The sequence below is a fragment of the Streptomyces sp. NPDC005866 genome (assembly GCF_040629895.1).
GTDB lineage: Bacteria > Actinomycetota > Actinomycetes > Streptomycetales > Streptomycetaceae > Streptomyces.
Genome location: NZ_JBEXWP010000046.1, coordinates 16,481 through 34,359, shown reverse-complemented (window position 1 = coordinate 34,359; position 17,879 = coordinate 16,481). Strand labels below are relative to the sequence as shown.

17 protein-coding genes and 2 pseudogenes are annotated in these 17,879 nt (G+C 71.2%); 3 read left to right on the top strand and 16 right to left on the bottom strand.

All coding sequences use genetic code 11. The features are described from left to right. Positions 1-80: 80 nt before the first annotated feature. The 6 genes from der to ABZ396_RS39650 form a co-directional block, all read right to left on the bottom strand. Entirely contained in the window at positions 81-1,559 is a 1,479-nt protein-coding gene (der, locus tag ABZ396_RS39675; RefSeq protein WP_358925197.1) for a ribosome biogenesis GTPase Der, read from the bottom strand. A gap of 207 nt (positions 1,560-1,766) precedes the next feature. Continuing rightward, a complete protein-coding gene (locus tag ABZ396_RS39670) occupies positions 1,767-2,354 on the bottom strand; it encodes a lysophospholipid acyltransferase family protein (RefSeq protein WP_358925254.1) in 588 nt (195 codons plus the stop codon). A 62-nt stretch (positions 2,355-2,416) separates the two neighbouring features. Next, a complete protein-coding gene (gene cmk, locus ABZ396_RS39665) occupies positions 2,417-3,103 on the bottom strand; it encodes a (d)CMP kinase (protein ID WP_358925199.1) in 687 nt (228 codons plus the stop codon). A gap of 96 nt (positions 3,104-3,199) precedes the next feature. Beyond that, positions 3,200-4,285: a prephenate dehydrogenase gene (locus ABZ396_RS39660; RefSeq protein WP_358925200.1), complete on the bottom strand. Its 1,086-nt coding sequence runs from the start codon at positions 4,283-4,285 to the stop codon at positions 3,200-3,202. Further along, positions 4,282-4,644: a chorismate mutase gene (aroH, locus tag ABZ396_RS39655; RefSeq protein WP_358925202.1), complete on the bottom strand. Its 363-nt coding sequence runs from the start codon at positions 4,642-4,644 to the stop codon at positions 4,282-4,284. The genes ABZ396_RS39660 and aroH overlap by 4 nt, the downstream gene beginning before the upstream one ends. Positions 4,645-4,759: 115 nt before the next feature. After that, positions 4,760-5,131, bottom strand: coding sequence for a YidB family protein (locus ABZ396_RS39650; RefSeq protein WP_358925204.1), 372 nt, complete (start codon positions 5,129-5,131; stop codon positions 4,760-4,762). Between the two features lie 241 nt (positions 5,132-5,372). Here ABZ396_RS39650 and ABZ396_RS39645 point away from each other — a divergent pair. From ABZ396_RS39645 to ABZ396_RS39635, 3 genes and pseudogenes are all read left to right on the top strand, one after another. Then, positions 5,373-5,654: pseudogene (locus tag ABZ396_RS39645) on the top strand (DUF6529 family protein); the annotation flags it as partial. Then, positions 5,651-6,115 (top strand): Rieske (2Fe-2S) protein, encoded by a 465-nt coding sequence (locus ABZ396_RS39640; RefSeq protein ID WP_358925206.1) that lies wholly within the window; start codon positions 5,651-5,653, stop codon positions 6,113-6,115. The pseudogene ABZ396_RS39645 and the gene ABZ396_RS39640, both read left to right, overlap by 4 nt. Before the next feature lie 22 nt (positions 6,116-6,137). Then, a complete protein-coding gene (locus tag ABZ396_RS39635; RefSeq protein WP_358925208.1) occupies positions 6,138-6,881 on the top strand; it encodes a nucleotidyltransferase domain-containing protein in 744 nt (247 codons plus the stop codon). On the opposite strand, the pseudogene ABZ396_RS39630 reads toward ABZ396_RS39635, so the two are convergent. The 10 genes and pseudogenes from ABZ396_RS39630 to ABZ396_RS39585 all read right to left on the bottom strand — a co-directional run bounded on the left by ABZ396_RS39630 (position 6,807) and on the right by ABZ396_RS39585 (position 17,795). After that, positions 6,807-7,546 (bottom strand): annotated as a pseudogene (locus tag ABZ396_RS39630) (nucleotidyltransferase domain-containing protein). The gene ABZ396_RS39635 and the pseudogene ABZ396_RS39630 sit on opposite strands and share 75 nt — an antisense overlap. Before the next feature lie 4 nt (positions 7,547-7,550). Next, on the bottom strand, positions 7,551-8,573 hold the full coding sequence (locus tag ABZ396_RS39625) for an ADP-ribosylglycohydrolase family protein (protein WP_358925210.1): 1,023 nt from the start codon (positions 8,571-8,573) through the stop codon (positions 7,551-7,553). Continuing rightward, entirely contained in the window at positions 8,570-9,289 is a 720-nt protein-coding gene (locus tag ABZ396_RS39620) for an NUDIX domain-containing protein (protein WP_358925212.1), read from the bottom strand. The genes ABZ396_RS39625 and ABZ396_RS39620 overlap by 4 nt, the downstream gene beginning before the upstream one ends. Positions 9,290-9,481: 192 nt before the next feature. Then, on the bottom strand, positions 9,482-10,603 hold the full coding sequence (locus tag ABZ396_RS39615; protein WP_358925214.1) for a pseudouridine synthase: 1,122 nt from the start codon (positions 10,601-10,603) through the stop codon (positions 9,482-9,484). Next, the gene (gene scpB, locus ABZ396_RS39610) at positions 10,603-11,256 is read right to left on the bottom strand and encodes an SMC-Scp complex subunit ScpB (RefSeq protein WP_358925216.1); all 654 of its coding nucleotides are present in this window, start codon (positions 11,254-11,256) and stop codon (positions 10,603-10,605) included. The genes ABZ396_RS39615 and scpB overlap by 1 nt, the downstream gene beginning before the upstream one ends. Then, the gene (locus ABZ396_RS39605) at positions 11,253-12,308 is read right to left on the bottom strand and encodes a segregation/condensation protein A (protein ID WP_358925218.1); all 1,056 of its coding nucleotides are present in this window, start codon (positions 12,306-12,308) and stop codon (positions 11,253-11,255) included. Before ABZ396_RS39605 ends, scpB begins: the two co-directional genes overlap by 4 nt. A gap of 18 nt (positions 12,309-12,326) precedes the next feature. After that, on the bottom strand, positions 12,327-12,953 hold the full coding sequence (locus ABZ396_RS39600; protein ID WP_358925220.1) for a hypothetical protein: 627 nt from the start codon (positions 12,951-12,953) through the stop codon (positions 12,327-12,329). Next, on the bottom strand, positions 12,938-14,065 hold the full coding sequence (locus ABZ396_RS39595) for a ParA family protein (RefSeq protein ID WP_358925222.1): 1,128 nt from the start codon (positions 14,063-14,065) through the stop codon (positions 12,938-12,940). Before ABZ396_RS39595 ends, ABZ396_RS39600 begins: the two co-directional genes overlap by 16 nt. 412 nt (positions 14,066-14,477) lie before the next feature. After that, positions 14,478-15,602: an alanine dehydrogenase gene (gene ald, locus ABZ396_RS39590; protein ID WP_358925224.1), complete on the bottom strand. Its 1,125-nt coding sequence runs from the start codon at positions 15,600-15,602 to the stop codon at positions 14,478-14,480. 135 nt (positions 15,603-15,737) lie between these two features. Continuing rightward, a complete protein-coding gene (locus ABZ396_RS39585) occupies positions 15,738-17,795 on the bottom strand; it encodes a tetratricopeptide repeat protein (RefSeq protein WP_358925226.1) in 2,058 nt (685 codons plus the stop codon). Positions 17,796-17,879: the final 84 nt, after the last annotated feature.

Below are 17,879 nucleotides of genomic sequence, written 5' to 3'. Positions count from 1 at the left end.
GTCGACCTGGAGCCACTGGTCGTCGGTGAAGGCGGACGACCAGCGGGTGCCGGTGTTGCCGTCGACCGCGTTCCATGTGTCTACTTCTTCTTGCCGCGCTTCTCGCGCACCCGTACGGAGATATGGATCGGGGTGCCGTCGAAGCCGAACTCCTCGCGCAGCCGGCGTTCGATGAAACGCCGGTAGCCCGCCTCGATGAAGCCGGAGGCGAACAGGACGAACCGCGGCGGCTTGGTGCCGGCCTGGGTGCCGAACAGGATGCGCGGCTGCTTGCCACCGCGGACCGGGTGCGGGTGGGCCGATACCAGCTCGCCGAGGAAGGCGTTGAGGCGGCCGGTGGGAACGCGGGTCTCCCAGCCGGCGAGGGCCGTCTCGATGGCCGGGACCAGCTTCTCCATGTGACGGCCGGTCTGCGCCGAGACATTGACCCGGGGCGCCCAGGCGACCTGGCCGAACTCGGTCTCGATCTCCCGCTCCAGGTAGTAGCGGCGCTCCTCGTCGAGGGTGTCCCACTTGTTGTAGGCGATGACCATCGCGCGGCCCGCGTCCACGGCCATGGTGACGATCCGCTGGTCCTGGACGGAGATGGGCTCGGAGGCGTCGATCAGGATGACCGCCACCTCGGCCTTCTCGACGGCGGCGGCGGTGCGCAGCGAGGCGTAGTAGTCGGCGCCCTGCTGAAGGTGGACGCGCTTGCGGATACCGGCGGTGTCGACGAACTTCCAGGTGACTCCGCCGAGTTCGATCAGCTCGTCGACCGGGTCGCGGGTGGTGCCGGCCTGTTCGTTGACGACGACACGCTCCTCGCCCGCCACCTTGTTGAGGAGAGAGGACTTGCCGACGTTCGGGCGGCCGATGAGCGCGATCCGACGCGGGCCGCCGACGGCTGTGCCGAAGGTCTGCTCGGGCGCCTCCGGCAGCGCCTCCAGGACGGCGTCGAGCATGTCGCCGGTGCCGCGGCCGTGCAGGGCGGAGACCGGGTGCGGCTCGCCGAGACCGAGGGCCCAGAGGTAGGCCGCGTCGGCCTCGCCGCTGGGACCGTCGACCTTGTTGGCGGCCAGCACGACGGGCTTGCCGGCCTTGCGCAGCAGTCGTACGACCGCCTCGTCGGTGTCGGTCGGGCCGACCTTGGCGTCGACGACGAAGACGACCGCGTCGGCAGCCTCGATCGCGTACTCGGCCTGGGCGGCCACGGAGGCGTCGATACCGAGGACGTCCTGCTCCCAGCCGCCGGTGTCGACGACCTTGAAGCGGCGGCCCGCCCACTCGGCCTCGTAGGTCACGCGGTCTCGGGTGACGCCGGGCTTGTCCTCGACGACGGCCTCGCGGCGGCCGATGATGCGGTTCACGAGCGTCGACTTGCCGACATTGGGGCGGCCGACGACGGCGAGCACGGGCAGCGGGCCGTGACCGGCCGCCTCGATGGCGCCTTCGACGTCCTCGACGTCGAAGCCCTCTTCCGCGGCGAGCTCCATGAACTCCGCGTACTCGGCGTCGCCGAGTGCCCCGTGGTCGTACTCGTGCTCAGCCGAGTCGCCGGGCTGGATGTGGTCGTTCATGAAGTCCGTACCTCGTCGTTCATCGTGGTGATCGGTGGACCGCACCCGTCATGGGCTGATCCACTACTCAGTGTCGCTCTAGGGCCTGTCCGGCGGATCCTGCCGGAGACGCGGGGTGTCCGCCTTGCAACTGCACGCACCACACCCCGCTCACCTGAGAGTAATAGGCACCGCTGCTATTCTCCGACCTGATCCGCCGGACAGGTTCTAGCGTCCGGTCAGACGCCTGGCGTTTTCCAGGTGGCTGGTGAGCTGCTTCTGGATGCGCTCGGTGGCCTCGTCCAGGGCGCTGCGGGTGCGCCGGCCGCTGCCGTCGCCCGCCTCGAAGGGGTCGCCGAAGACGACGTCGACGCGGGCGCGCAGAGGTGGCAGCCCCTTTACCAACCGTCCGCGCCGATCGGAGCTTCCCAGCACGGCCACCGGCACGATCGGCGCCCCGGAGCGCACCGCGAAGTAGGCGAGGCCCGCGCGCAGCGAGGCGAAGTCGCCCTCGCCCCGGCTGCCCTCGGGGAATATGCCGAGCACTCCCCCGGCCTCCAGCACACCGAGCGCGCGGGTGACCGCCGTGCGGTCGGTGGACTGCCGGTCCACCTTCAGCTGGCCGATCCGGGTCAGGAACGGGTCCAGCGGCCCGATGAACGCCTCCTTCTTGATGAAGAAGTGCGTCGGCCGGGGCGACACGCCCATGACCATCGGGCCGTCGAGGTTGTGGGAGTGGTTCACGGCGAGGATCGCCGGGCCGTGGGCCGGCATCCTCCAGGCACCGAGCACACGCGGCTTCCAGAGCGTGTGCATGAGGCCGACGCCGATGCGCCGGCCGGCCTCGGCGCCCCGCTGCGACGGAATCGACGGAAGGCTCACTTCCCCGCCCGCTTCTCCTCGACGAGGGTGACGACGCACTCGATGACCTGGGCCAGCGTCAGCTCGGTGGTGTCCACCTCGACCGCGTCGTCCGCCTTGGCGAGCGGCGAGGTCTTGCGGGTCGAGTCGGCCGCGTCCCGCTTGATCAGGGCCTCGCGGGTGGCGTTGACGTCGGCTCCCTTGAGCTCACCGCTGCGGCGGGCCGCGCGGGCCTCAGCGGAGGCGGTGAGGAAGATCTTGAGGTCGGCGTCGGGCAGTACGGTCGTACCGATGTCCCGGCCCTCGACGACGATGCCGGCCTCGGTGCCGTGGGCCAGCGACCGCTGCAGCTCGCTTATCCGCACCCGCACCTCCGGTACGGCGCTGACCGCGCTGACCTTGGAGGTGACTCCCTCGGTGCGGATCGGGCCGGACACGTCCAGGCCGTCGACGGTGATCGTCGGGTGGGCCGGGTCGGTACCGGAGACGATCTCCGGCTTGCCGGCGACCGCGGCGATGGCGGTCGGGTCGGTGAGGTCGATGCCGTTGTTCACCATCCACCAGGTGATCGCCCGGTACTGGGCGCCGGTGTCCAGGTAGCTCAGGCCGAGCTGTGCGGCCACGGCCTTGGAGGTGCTCGACTTGCCGGTGCCCGAGGGGCCGTCGATCGCGACAATCACGGGCTTTACGGCGCCGTTTTCCACGGGGGAACACCTTCCGGGTGCAGGGTGGTGGGTGGTGTGCGGGGCGCCGTCGCGCCCCGCACAAGGTTACCGGCCCCCGCGACCGGCGGATTCAGCCTATTGCCGCAGCGCCCAGCCCCGGTCCCGCAGCGCCGTCGTGAGTACCGGCACCGCCTTCGGCTCCACCCAGAGCTGGACGAGACCGGCCTGCTGCCCGGTGGCGTGCTCGATGCGCACGTCTTCGATGTTGACCCCGGCCGCGCCCGCGTCCGCGAAGATCCGGGCCAGCTGGCCGGGCTGGTCGTCGATGAGTACCGCCACGACCTCGTAGGCGCGTGGCGCCGACCCGTGCTTGCCGGGCACCCGGACCTGCCCCGCGTTGCCGCGCCGCAGCACGTCCTCGATGCCGGCTCCCCCGTCGCGCCGCTTGGCCTCGTCGGAGGACTGCAGGGACCGCAGCGCGCGCACGGTCTCGTCGATGTCGGCGGAGACGTCCCCGAGCAGGTCGGCTACCGGGCCGGGGTTCGCGGAGAGGATGTCGATCCACATCCGGGGGTCGGAGGCGGCGATGCGGGTCACGTCCCGGATGCCCTGCCCGCACAGTCGTACGGCCGCCTCCTCGGCGTGCTCCAGACGGGCCGCCACCATGCTGGAGACCAGGTGGGGCATGTGGGAGACCAGGGCGACGGCGCGGTCATGGGCGTCGGCGTCCATGACGACCGGGACGGCGCGGCAGTGCGAGACCAGTTCCAGGGCGAGGTTCAGCACCTCGGTGTCGGTGTCCCGGGTCGGAGTGAGGACCCAGGGGCGGCCCTCGAAGAGGTCGGCGGTGGCCGCCAGCGGGCCGGACTTCTCCCGGCCGGACATGGGGTGCGTCCCGATGTACGACGACAGGTCCAGGCCCCGCGCCTCCAGTTCGCGGCGCGGGCCGCCCTTCACGCTGGCCACGTCGGCGTAGCCGCGCGCCAGGCCCTTGCTCATCACGTCGGCGAGGACGGCGGCCACATGGGCGGGCGGGGCGGCGACGATCGCCAGGTCGACGGGACCGTCCGGGGTCTCGTCGGTGCCGGCGCCGAGCGCGGCCGCCGTACGGGCCTGCTCGGGGTCGTGGTCGGCGAGGTGGACGACGACGCCCCGCCGGGAGAGGGCGAGCGCGGCGGACGTACCGATGAGACCGGTGCCGATGACGAGCGCGGTTCTCACTGGGCGATGTCCTTGCGCAGGGCGGCCGCGGCGCCGAGGTAGACGTGGTTGATCTCGGTGCGGGGCCGGTCGGACTCGATGTGCGCGAGGATCCGGACGACCCGGGGCATGGCGCCCTCGATGTCCAGTTCCTGGGCGCAGATCAGGGGTACGTCGAGGATGCCGAGCTTGCGCGCGGCGGCCGCCGGGAAGTCGCTGTGCAGGTCGGGCGTGGCCGTGAACCAGATGCTGATCAGGTCGTCGGCGGTCAGCCCGTTCCGCTCCAGGACGGTGGTGAGCAGCGCTCCGACCTGCTCCTCCATGTGACCGGACTCGTCGCGCTCCAGTTGGACGGCCCCCCGGACCGCTCGTACCGCCACGGCGCTGCTCCTGTTCTGACGTTGCCTCTTGGTCCGTCCAGCCTAGTCAGACCGCCACCGGGCCCGTGCGCCCTGCCCGCCCGCTGAGACGGCGGCTCACTGGACTGCTGCCGGATCAGGTCCTCGATCGAGGCCGTACCTCGCCATCGGAGGTGAGCCTGTCGACGACCTGGGGCAGCTCCTGGGCTATCCGGTCCGCGGCCTTCCGCGGGCTCACGCCGGCCTGCTCGGCGACCTGCTGGAGGGTGTCGTCGGGCAGGGCCTGCTGGATCTGGTTGCCGGTGACGGGCTGGTTGGTGCCGGTGCCGACCCGGGTGTCCTTCTGCGCGGTGAGACCGGAGCTCGCCAGGGTGTCCAGGAGCCCGTCCAGCGAACCGCCGCCCTGGCCCTGGCTGAGCGCGCCGATCAGCGCGGACAGCGGTCCGGCGTCCTTGCCGTCGCCGCGGAACAGGCTGCCGAGCATGCTTTCCAGATCGTTGCCTGCCATGGCCGCCGCGCCTTTCGGGGGATCTTCTCGGTGCCGGTTGCGTCCCGTCGCCAATCTCACCCGAATCACTCCATTTCGCTACTTGGGGTGAAATGTCGACTGAACGGCACGCTGCGCCTCGGCGGGTGCGAAGGCCGCCATGGGGCCGGGGTTGTACCGGGCCACGGCGACCGCGAGCCCAGTCGCCCCCTGACACCCGGTCGTGACCCGAGGGAGCCGACCATGACCGTCGGCCCGAACGCACCGCCGGCCGGGGCGGATCGCGTTTCTCCTCGCCGTCCCCGTGGCGGTGCACTGTCCGGACGCGTTGGGCCGCCAGACGTACGGAACGCGCCTTTTGTGGCACTCTGTTCTGAGTTGCTTCTTCTTCGGTGTTTTCAGTGCCAAGATGCTGTTGCTCCGCTCGGAGCGACTCCCTGGCTGGCTGGTGTCGATCGGCGGTGGACTGGTGTTCGCCGTGCTCACCCTCATCTGGCTGACGTCCGCCTTCTGGTTCTTCCGCACCTTCGGAGTGACGACATGACCGACGGCTCCACTCGGCGCACTGTGCTCACGACGGGCGCGTCGGCGCTCGCCGTGTGCTGCGTGGGATGCAGCAACAAGAGCAACAGTTCCTCGGAATCCTCCGCCTCCGCGAGCGCGTCCGCGAGCGCCTCGACGGGTGCGTCCGCCAGCGCCTCGACGGGTGCGCCCGCCGGGAAGGCGCTGGCCCAGACCAGTGACATCCCGGAGGGCGGCGGCGCGATCTTCAAGGAACAGAAGATCGTGGTGACACAGCCGAAGAAGGGCGAGTTCAAGGCCTTCTCGGCGATCTGCACTCACGAGGGCTGCACGGTGACCCAGGTGACGGGCGGCACCATCGACTGCCCCTGCCACGGCAGCAAGTTCCACATCGCCGACGGCTCGGTCGCCCACGGTCCGGCGACGCGGCCGCTGCCGGCCGAGCCCATCAAGGTGGAGGGAAATTCGATCACCCTGGCGTGACCTGCCGCGTACGCTCCCGGGCATGCAGCCCGAGGACCTGGTACGCGGCCACACGATCTACGCCTGTGTCATGGGGTCGCGGGCCTTCGGTCTGGCCACGGAGGACAGCGACACCGACCGCCGGGGCGTGTTCCTCGCCCCCACGCCCCTGTTCTGGCGCTTCGAGAAGCCGCCGACGCATGTCGAGGGCCCGGGCGAGGAGCGGTTCTCCTGGGAGCTGGAGCGGTTCTGCGAGCTGGCGCTGCGGGCCAACCCGAACATCCTGGAGTGCCTGCACTCGCCCCTGGTCGAGCACGTCGACGACTCGGGCCGCGAGTTGCTCGCCCTGCGTGACGCCTTCCTCTCCCGGCGGGCGTACGACACCTTCACCCGCTACGCCCTGGACCAGCGCCGCAAGCTTGACGCCGACGTCCGTACCCAGGGCGCCCCGCGCTGGAAGCACGCGATGCATCTGCTGCGGCTGCTGACGAGCGCCCGCGATCTGCTGCGCACGGGTGAGCTGACGATCGACGTCGGTGACGCGCGCGAGTCGCTCCTGGCGGTGAAGCGGGGCGAGGTCTCCTGGGCGGAGGTCGAGTCCCGGATGGCCCGGCTCGCCGAGGAGACCGACCGGGCCCTGCACGGCACCCCTCTCCCCGCGGAGCCGGACCACACACGCGTTGCGGACTTTCTGTTCCGGGCCCGCCGCGCCTCAGCCCTGCAGCCGTACCCGGACGAGGAGGTCGTCCAGGGCGTCGTACCCACCAGGCGCGTCGGGCAGCGCTGAGGCGTTCTGCGCCTCGTCGAGCAGGTCGTGCAGCCGCTCCACATCCCCTTCCACGCGCGCGTGCTCGACATCAGCGCCGCCGTGCTCGTGCGCGGCCTTGGCGGCGATCAGCTCGGGCAGATACGCGGGGGCCGCGGGCACCTCGTCGAGGAGCGTGGGCAGGTGGGCCTGCACCTCACCGCTGCGCATCAGATGCATCCCGGTGAGCAGCACCCGGAACGTGTAGAGCAGCGGTTTGAGTTCTCCGGTCTTCTCGAACAGCCGCCACTGGGTCACCCCGAAGCCCCGGTAGTGATGGGCATGGTGGCTGGTGAGGACGTCCGGGGCGAGTGCTGCCAGCTCCCGGTGGGTGTCGCCGGTGTGCGCGACCAGCGGCGACAGGAACTGCTCCAGCACGTAGCCGTTGCGGCGCTGCATCAGCCGGACGAACTTGCGCAGATCGTGGGTGACGAGGTGCATCTCGACGCGGTCGCGCACCCACATCCGTGAGCGGGTCTCCTCCGGCTCGCGCAGCCCGACCAGGTCGGCGGCCGGCAGCAGATGGACGCCCCGCAGGTCCAGGTCGGAGTCCCGGGACGGGAGCCGTACAGATGCGCCCCGGAGACGGTCGCGAACAGCAGGGGGTCGGGCTGCTCCGCGACGACGGGCGCCAGGTCGTGGATCACGCGGTCAAGCGTCCCAGAGCGCGCCCAGGGTCTGCAGGTCGCCCCGGTACTCGATCCGGTCGGCCCACTGTGTCGGCCAGGCTTCCACGCCCAGCCAGGCCCCCGCGAAGGCGCCGGTCAGGCAGGCGATCGAGTCCGAGTCGCCGGAGGAGCAGGCGGCCCGGCGCAGGGCCGTCACCGGCTCGTCCGGGAAGAGCAGGAAGCACAGCAGACCGGTGGCCAGGGCCTCCTCGGCGATCCAGCCGGCGCCGGTGGCCAGGCACGGGTCGGCCTCCGGCGAGACGGTTTGTACGGCGTCCTGGAGCCGGCCGAGTATCTCCAGGCACTCGTCCCAGCCGCGCGCGATGAACTCCTCGGGGGTCGGATCCTGGCTCCGGGTCCACAGGTCGCCGAGCCAGGTGTGGTGGTAGTGGGTGCGGTTGTCGAGGGCGTAGGACCGCAACTGCCCGATGAGAGCGGCCGGTTCGGTGCCCGTGGCCAGCAGTCGTACGGCTCGCGCGGTGAGGTCGGAGGCGGCCAGGGCGGTGGGGTGGCCGTGGGTGAGGGCCGACTGCAACTGGGCGGCGCCGGCGCGCTGTTCGTCGCTCAGCCCGGGCGCGAGCCCGACCGGCGCGACCCGCATATTGGCCCCGCATCCCTTGGAGTCGATCTGGCTGGCGTCCTGCCAGACCCGCCCCTCCTCCTTCAGGAGTTCGCAGGCACGCAGGCAAGTCCGCCCGGGCGCCCGGTTGTTCTCGGGCGACTGGTACCAGTTGACGAACTCCTCGCGCAGCGGCCGCTCCAGCCGCTTGGGCGCGAGCACCCCCCGGTCCATGGCGGTGCGCAGCCCGTGTCCGACCGCGATCGTCATCTGCGTGTCGTCGGAGACGAGGGCCCGCGCGGGCAGCTCCATCTCCCGCCACGGCCCGCACTTGGCGAGGATCGAGGGCACGTCGTTGAACTCGGTCGGGAAGCCGAGCGCGTCCCCGAGGGCGAGACCGATCAGGGAGCCGCTGGCGGCACGCTTGTGCGCGGTGGTAGAGGTCATGCGGGGCGTCCTTCCCGGGGCGGGCGGAGCAGGGGTGGATGGAGCGTGGTGGCGGTGCCCGCGCGGTAGAGCGCGGCGGGCTTGCCGCGGCCGCCGGTCAGCCGGGCGGCGCCCGGCACCGGTTCGACGAAACCGGGCGTGGCGAGCACCTTGCGGCGGAAGTTGGGGCGGTCCAGCTCGACGGCCCACACGGTCTCGTAGACGTTCTGCAGCTCGCCGAGCGTGAACTCGGGCGGGCAGAAGGCGGTGGCCAGGCAGCTGTACTCCAGCCGTCGGCCGACGCGTTCATGGGCGTCGGCCAGGATCCGGTCGTGGTCGAAGGCGAGCGTCCGGGCCGGGTCGTAGGGCAGCCAGCGCGCCTGGGCGGCGTCACCGCCGCCGTGCGGTTCGGGCGGGTCGGGCAGCAGCGCGGTGAAGGCGACGGAGACGACCCGCATCCTCGGGTCGCGGTCCGGCTCGCTGTAGGTGCGCAGCTGCTCCAGGTGCAGCCCCGACAGGTCCGACAGGCCGGTCTCCTCGGCGAGTTCCCGCCGGGCCGCCGTCTCGGCCGACTCCCGGGGCAGCACGAAGCCTCCCGGCAGCGCCCACTGTCCGGCGTACGGTTCCTGACCGCGCTCGACGAGCAGCACGTGCAGGGCACCCGCGCGAAGGGTGAGGACGGCGAGGTCGACGGTGACGGCGAAGGGTTCGTAGGCGTACTTGTCGTAGCCCTGCATGCGCCCTTCCACCCCCTGAAGAGTCGATCTCAAGAGATGACCCGACTAATAGTCGTTACGACAATAAAGAGTCGCAGGTCGCCGCGCAAGCCCTCAGCGGCCGCTGGAGCCGCGTTCCCGGACGCGACGACGGCCGGTCCCGGGCCACCCGGAACCGGCCGTCAGAAAGCCGCACAAGCCCTTTTACGGGGTTTAGAGGTCGACTTCCTGCATGAGCATCCCGACCTCGGTGTTGGACAGGCGTCGCAGCCAGCCCGACTTCTGGTCGCCGAGGGTGATCGGACCGAAGGCGACCCGCACCAGCTTGTCGACGGGGAAGCCGGCCTCGGCCAGCATGCGCCGCACGATGTGCTTGCGGCCCTCGTGCAGGGTGACCTCGACGAGGTAGTTCTTGCCGGTCTGCTCGACGACCCGGAAGTGGTCCGCGCGCGCGTAGCCGTCGTCCAGCTGGATGCCGTCCTTGAGCTTCTTGCCGAGGTCGCGCGGGATCGGGCCCACGATGTGCGCGAGGTAGGTCTTCTTCACGCCGTACTTGGGATGGGTCAGCCGGTGCGCCAGCTCGCCGTGGTTGGTGAGCAGGATGACGCCCTCGGTCTCGGTGTCCAGGCGCCCCACGTGGAACAGCCGGGTCTCCCGGTTGGTGACGTAGTCACCGAGGCACTGCCGCCCGTCAGGGTCCTCCATGGTGGACACCACACCGGCCGGCTTGTTCAGCGAGAAGAACTGGTACGACTGCGTGGCGACGGTCAGCCCGTCGACCCTGACCTCGTCCTTCTCCGGGTCGACCCGCTTGCCCTGCTCGGTCACGATCTCACCGTTGACCTCGACCCGGGACTGCTCGATCAGCTCCTCGCAGGCGCGCCGGGAGCCGTAGCCCGCGCGGGCGAGGACCTTCTGCAGCCGCTCGCCCTCCTGCTCGGCGCCCGGGAAGGTCTTGGGGAGCTTCACGTCCGGCTTGCCGGCGTACCGCTCCCGGTTGCGCTCCTCGGCCCGGGCGTCGTACTCACGGGAGCTCGCCGGAGCCGTGCGGCCGCGCCCGGTGCCCTGGCCCTGCCTGGGACCGCCCTTGGCGCCGCCGCGCGCCGAGGCGCCGCGCCCCGACTTCGGGCCGTCCTGGGTGGCGCCGGGGCCCACGTCGTAGCGCCGTTCCTCCGGGCGCGGGTTCTTCGGCCGGCCGCCCTGTTTGTCGTCGCGGGTGTTTCCGGCACCGCGGTAGTTACCGCGGCCACCGCTGCTCCCGCCGCGGCCGCCGCTGTTGCCACCACGGCTCCCGCCGTTGTTTCCGCTGCTGTTCCTGCCGCTGCTGCTTCGCATCAAAGTTCCGTCTTGTCGTCTGCGTCCTCGGAATCCGGAGCGTCCGGATCGAACGACGGCACGCCCTCCTGGGTCTCGGCCTCGATCGCCTCCGCCTCCGGGAGGAAGGGCGCGAGTTCCGGAAGCTCGTCCAGGCCACGCAGGCCCATCCGCTCCAGGAAGTAGTTCGTCGTCCTGTACAGGATCGCACCTGTTTCGGGTTCCGCGCCCGCCTCCTCGACCAGACCGCGCTGGAGCAGGGTCCGCATCACACCGTCGCAGTTGACTCCCCGTACGACTGAGACGCGGCTGCGGCTCACCGGCTGGCGGTACGCGACGACCGCGAGGGTCTCCAGCGCGGCCTGGGTGAGCCGGGCGGTCTGGCCCTCCAGGACCAGCCGCTCGACCGCGGGCGCGTACTCGCCTCGCGTGTAGAAGCGCCAGCCGCCCGCGACGAAGCGCAGCTCGAAGCCACGGCCCTGGACGGTGTACTCGTCCGCCAGTGCCCGCAGCGCCTTCGTGATCGTCTGCTTCGGCCGCTCAAGGATCTTGGACAGGTGCTCCACGGTGGCGGGCTCGTCCACGACCATGAGGACGGCCTCCAGGGCCGGCTTGAGGTCGAGTTCGGCGACCGGGCGCAGCCCGGCCGGCAGCTCTGTGGTGTGCTCGCTCACGCCTTGTCCTCCTTGGGCGGCTCGGGTGGCCGGTCGAACTCGTCGGTCACCACCGGCTGGGTCCCCCCGTCCCCGCCGGTCCACCGCACGATCAGATCGCCGAGCGCGGTCTCCTGGTCGAGGGCGACCGCCTTCTCGCGGTACAGCTCAAGGAGGGCCAGGAAGCGGGCGACGACGGTGAGGGTGTCGTCGGTGTCCTCGATGAGCGCCTGGAAGCTGGCCTCCCCCAGCTCCCGCAGCCGCGCCACCACGATCCCGGCCTGCTCCTGCACGCTGACCAGCGGGGCGTGGATGTGGTCGACGTACACCTGCGGCTTGGGCTTGGGCTGCATCGCCTTGACCGCAAGCCTGGCGAACCCCTCCGGACCGATGCTGATGACGACCTCGGGCAGCAGCTCGGCCAGATGCGGCTCCAGGCCGACGGTACGGGGCCAGCGGCGGGCCTCCTCGTCCAGGCGCCGGTTGAAGATGTCGGCGATCTGCTTGTACGCGCGGTACTGCAGCAGCCGCGCGAACAGCAGGTCCCGGGCTTCAAGGAGCGCAAGGTCGGCCTCGTCCTCGACCTCGGCGGCGGGCAGCAGCCGGGCGGCCTTGAGGTCGAGCAGGGTGGCGGCGACGACGAGGAACTCGGTCGTCTGGTCCAGGTCCCAGTCCGGCCCCATGGCCCGGATGTGCGCCATGAATTCGTCGGTGACCTTGGAGAGCGCGACCTCGGTGACGTCCAGCTTGTGTTTGGAGATCAGCTGGAGGAGGAGGTCGAAGGGGCCCTCGAAGTTGGCGAGCCGGACTTTGAAGACACCGTCGGGGACGGGTTCCGGCTCCGTGGCCTCAGCGGGAGCTCCGACGGCCTCGGCGGGAGCTTCGGTGCCCTCGGCGGGAGCGGCCTCCGGCTCGGGTTCCGGCGTCGGTTCCCGTTCCGGCTCCGGTACGACGGCCTCGGCCTCGGCCTCCGGCTCCACGGGAACGGCAGGAGCCGCCGGGCCAGGCCCCCGTCCCAGCAGACGCCGACGGCCGCCGGAAGGGCCGGAAACGGGAGCGTCGGTCGAGGTCATAGCTCCCGCAGGCTACCCCTACCGTCCGCGCAGCCGTCGTACGAGGATGCTCGCGTCCCCTCGGGACTCCAGGTCGGCCAGCACCACGGCGACCGCCTCGCGGACGATCCGGCCCCGGTCGACGGCCAGTCCGTGTTCACCGCGGAGCACGAGACGCGCGTGCTCCAGGTCCATGAGCTCCTCGGCGGAGACATAGACGGTGATTTTCTCGTCGTGCCGTTCGCGCCCGCTGGGCCGGCGGGAGGCCGCCCGGCCGCCACGCTTGCGGGGCTCGGCCTGCGCGGCGGACGCGGCAGAACCTTCCTGCGCCGCCTGCCGCCGCCCGGACCGGTCGGCCGACGGCGTGACCGTGGCCGAGGACCCGCCCGGCGCCGCGGCGTGGTTGCGGGACTCCCCGGCGTCGGCCGGTTCGGCCTCCGCCGCCACGTGCTCCGCGCCCTCGCCGTCGCCGCCCCGCACGGGCACCGAGTGCGGCGCGTCATCGGCGGCCTCGGCCGCCGTGTCGTCGCTCTCCGCGGGACTCGCGGGAGCCGGCACCCGGGCCTCGCCGTTGGCCGGGCGCCTGGGGCTGGACGGCTGCAGCGCCATCCCCCCGGTCGTACGGAACAGTTCGTCGGCCCCCGGCAGACTCACTCGGCGTGACACCGGGCGAGCACCTCCCTGGCGAGCTGGCGGTAGGCGGCGGCACCGACGGAGTTGGAGGCGTACGTGGTGATCGGCTCACCGGCGACCGTGGTCTCCGGGAAGCGGACCGTGCGGCCGATGACCGTGTGGTAGACGTGATCGTCGAAGGCCTCGACGACGCGTGCGAGCACCTCACGGCTGTGCACGGTGCGGGAGTCGTACATGGTGGCGAGGATGCCGTCGAGCTCCAGGTCCGGGTTGAGCCGCTCCTGGACCTTCTCGATGGTCTCGGTCAGCAGGGCGACACCACGCAGGGCGAAGAACTCGCACTCCAGCGGCACGATCACCTTGTGAGCGGCTGTCAGCGCGTTGACCGTGAGCAGGCCGAGCGAGGGCTGACAGTCGATCACGACGTAGTCGTAGTCCGGCAGCAGCGGCTTCAGGGCGCGCTGCAGCGTCGACTCGCGGGCGACCTCGGAGACCAGCTGGACCTCGGCGGCCGACAGGTCGATGTTGGAGGGCAGCAGGTCCATGTTCGGGACCGCGGTCTTCAGGAGGACCTCGTCGGCCGACATGCCCCGCTCCATGAGCAGGTTGTAGACGGTGAGGTCGAGCTCCATCGGGTTGACGCCGAGACCGACCGACAGCGCGCCCTGCGGGTCGAAGTCCACGAGCAGCACACGCCGGCCGTACTCCGCGAGCGCGGCACCCAGGTTGATGGTCGACGTGGTCTTGCCCACGCCGCCCTTCTGGTTGCACATGGCGATGATCTTCGCGGGGCCGTGGTCGGTCAGCGGGCCCGGGATCGGGAAGTACGGCAGCGGGCGACCGGTCGGGCCGATGCGCTCGCGGCGCTGGCGGGCCGCGTCGGGCGCGAGCGTGGCCGCGTACTCCGGATCGGGCTCGTACTCGGCGTCGGGGTCGTAGAAGTGCCCGTCGGGCAGTTCGTCGTAGTCGGCGAACTGGCTGTGGGGCGCGCCACTTCCGTCGCCGGCCATGGCGTTCACGTGATGGCCATCCATGCTCTGGTGTGCTGTCCGCGTGGTCAGCGAACTCTGATGGGCTGCGAAGGTGCGCACCGCGACGGAGCCGACAGCCTCGAACCCCGCGGGACCCTGGTCCCTTACCGGCATTCCTGGTTGACCACCCCCGGGAGAAAATGTCGACTCATTCACAAGTCGTCTTACCTCCTTGGTGACCAGGAAACTTCTAGACAGGTCAGCGTGGCACCATGCCGACGGTTGGCGACTCTATGGCGTGTCGGGCGTTCGCAGCAACACAATCCGCCGGACCCGGCAGGATGTGTCGGCAATGAAACATCCCGCTGTCAAGGGCGTACGGCCGTCGCACGGCAGGTTTCACCGGTGCGCGAATCGGTCGAAGGGTTACGTTCGAGGCGAGTTGACCGAGCGTCGCAAAGTGACCATACACACACCCGGCCGGACCTTGTCGGGCAAGGTCCGGCCGGGTGTGCGTGATTGACTCGGCTTGTTGACGTATCGCCTTTACGAGAAGGTGCCTTAGTCACCGCCTCGGCGGAACGGCTCAGTCCAGCAGCGTGTCGAGCTCCACGTGCTCCAGGCCGAGCGCCTCGGCGACCTCGCGGTAAACGACCTTGCCGTCATGGGTGTTGAGGCCCTTGGCGAGCGCGGCGTCGCGGCGCAGCGCCTCGACCCAGCCGTTGTCCGCGAGCGACACGATGTACGGCAGGGTGGCGTTGGTGAGCGCGTAGGTGGAGGTGTTGGGCACCGCGCCGGGCATGTTGGCGACGCAGTAGAAGACCGACTCGTGGACCTTGAAGGTCGGCTCGGCGTGCGTGGTGGGGCGGGAGTCCTCGAAGCAGCCGCCCTGGTCGATCGCGATGTCGACAAGGACACTTCCCGGCTTCATACGGGAGACCAGCTCGTTGGTGACCAGCTTGGGGGCCTTGGCGCCCGGGATGAGCACGGCGCCGATCACCAGGTCGGCCTCCAGGCAGGCCTTCTCCAGCTCGAAGGCGTTGGAGACAACGGTCTGGATCTTGGTGCCGAAGACCTTGTCGGCCTCCTTGAGCTTGTTGATGTCCTTGTCGAGCAGGGTGACGTGGAAGCCCATGCCGATGGCGATCTGGGCCGCGTTCCAGCCGGACACGCCACCGCCGATGACGACGGCCTTGGCGGCCAGCACGCCCGGGACACCGCCGGGCAGCACACCGCGGCCGCCGTTGGCGCGCATCAGGTGGTAGGCGCCGACCTGCGGGGCGAGGCGGCCCGCGACCTCGGACATCGGGGCGAGCAGCGGCAGGGCGCGGTTCGGGAGCTCGACGGTCTCGTAGGCGATGGCCGTGGTGCCGGACTCCAGGAGGGCGTCGGTGCACTCCTTGGATGCGGCCAGGTGCAGGTAGGTGAAGAGGGTCTGGTCCTTGCGGAGCCGGTGGTACTCCTCCGCGACGGGCTCCTTGACCTTCAGCAGCAGGTCGGCGGTGGCCCACACCTCGTCGGCGGTGTCCAGGATCTGCGCACCGGCGGCGATGTACTCGTCGTCCGGGATCGACGAGCCGACACCGGCGCCGCGCTCGACGACGACCTGGTGGCCGTGGCGCACCAGCTCGTGCACGCCGGCCGGGGTGATGGCCACCCGGAACTCGTTGTTCTTGACCTCGCGGGGGATGCCGACCTTCACGTCGATCACGGTCCTTGGCTCAAAGGGTGTGGGGGCATAACAGCACATACCCGGCATGCGGGAACACACCAGGAGACACCGCAGGAGAACCGGCGGCAGAGCCAGTCTAATGAAGGTGTTCCGGCTGTCTAGCCTTTCATTGCATCAATCTTCGCCGAGCCCACTACGGATTTCGCAGGTGTTATTCCCCTGTTCCGGGCTGGAGTCCTGGTCGGGAGGCTCCTCAGCCAGCATGCGCTCGGCGGCGGAGCGGTGCAGGCTCGCGGCGGTGGAGTCGCCGAGGCGCTCCAGCGTGTCGGCGAGCCGCAGCTGGAGCGCGGCCTGAAGCCGGGCGTCCTCGGCGCGGCGCGCCCACTCCACGGCCTCCTGGCAGGTGCGCAGCGACTCCTCGGGCCGTCCGGCGTACTCCTGGACCCGGGCCAGCTCGCTCAACGCCCTTGCCTGCCCGGCCACATCGCCGTTCTTGCGGTGGCCGGAAACAGCCGCCCGCCAGGCCCGCGTCGCCTCGCCGTAGCGGCCCGCGTACGTGTGCGCGCCGGCGATCCGCCCGTAGAGCCGGGCGGCCTCGGCGCGCTCGTCGCGGGCGAGCCGCTGGGCGAGAGCGCGGCCGAACCAGTCGGCGGACCGGTCGTAGTCCCCGAGCTCCTGGTACGCGCCGCCTACGGATTCCATCGCGCGGCCGGTCGCATACGGGTCATTTGCTCTGCGTCCGGCCTCCAGCGCCGACCGGTAGCGCACCAGTGCGGCCGCCGTACGCCCGGTCTGCGCGTCCAGGTCGGCCAGGTTCAGCAGCGCGGCGGCCTGCTCGCGGGGCAGGTGGCGACGCTCGGCGACATCGAGGACGAGCCGGTGGATCCCGTACAGGTCGGGGGCGGCCGCCTGGGTGCCGAGGTGTGCCGCCATGGCCTTGACCAGCTGGGACATCAGCCGGCGGGCCAGGGTGTCGAGCTCGCCGTCGGCGACCGCCGCACGGGCCGCGGCGAGCAGGGCCGGGCGCCGGATGTGCAGCCAGTCGGCGGCGGCCCGGGGGGTGGGAAAACGCAGCTCGCGGGGCAGGACCTGGAGTTTCTCGCGGGCCTGCGGGTTGTCGGTCTCGGTGATCGCCCGGCAGGACTGCAGCAGCCGTACCGTGCGCTCCAGCATCCGGGCGCGGGCCAGCTGCAGTTCCCCGGCGCGTTCCTGCGCCTCGGCCAGCGCGCGGAGCAGGGGGTGGAGACAGCCGGGGACCTCGTACTGGGGCAGCGGGGAGTCCGCGGGGTGCAGCAGGCCGAGGCGGACCAGCTCGTCCAGGGTGGTGCGGGCGGCGTCGACCGAGCAGCCGGCGAGGGAGGAGGCGGTGTGCGGGTCGACCAGGCCGGCCGGAGCCAGAGAGAGAAGCCGCAGTATCCGGGCGGCCTGGCCGGGCAGGTCGTCGTGGACGAACCGGAAGACCCGGGCGAGGGCCGTGCCGTCCTCCGCGTCGGCGTGCAGACGTTTGGCGAGGTCGGAGACGGCCACCTGGGGGTGTGCCGCCAGCCAGCCGCCCGCCAGGGTGAGCGCGGCGGGCTGACCCTGGCACACCTCGGCCAGGGCCTCGGCGGACCGCGGGTCGACGGTGACACGGACCGAGCCGGTGTGCCGGGCGAGGAGCTCCACGGCCGACTTGTTGTCGAGGCCGCCCAGGGTGCACGGCCGGACGTCCGAGATCCCGGTGAGCGGGCCGCCGGAGACGGCGACGGCCAGGCAGTCGGGGGTGTCAGGGAGCAGCGCGTCGACGTGTTCGGAGCCGGGCGCGTCGTCGAGGAGGAGCAGCATGCGGCGCCCGGTGAGGGCGGTGCGCAGCGCGTGGGTGAGGTCGTCCTCGGCGGCACCCGCCGGGGTGGGCAGCCGCAGGGCGGTGAGCAGGTCGCGGGCGGTGCGCTCGACGGGGACGGGGGTGCCGTCCGGCTCGGCGAGGCGGGCGCGCAGCACCCCGTCGGGGTAGTCGGCGGCGACGCGCCGTACGAGTTCCTCGGCGAGGGCGGTGCGGCCGGAGCCGGGTCTGCCCGCGATGAGCAGGACTCGGGCGCGGGGGACCTTGCGGCCGGCGATGGTGTCCAGGCCCGCGCGCTCGATGTCGGCGCGCAGTTCTTTCAACTCTCTTGTACGGCCCAGGAATTGGTCGTCCGTGGCCGCGGGCGCCGACAGTCGTGCGCCGCCTGTGTCCACCGCCTGATCCGTCACGGGCCACACTCCCGTCCCACCGCACACGCATGCCCGCCGGGACTCCGGTTCGGGCGTTTCGGCTCAATCGCGTCGAGCCTAGTT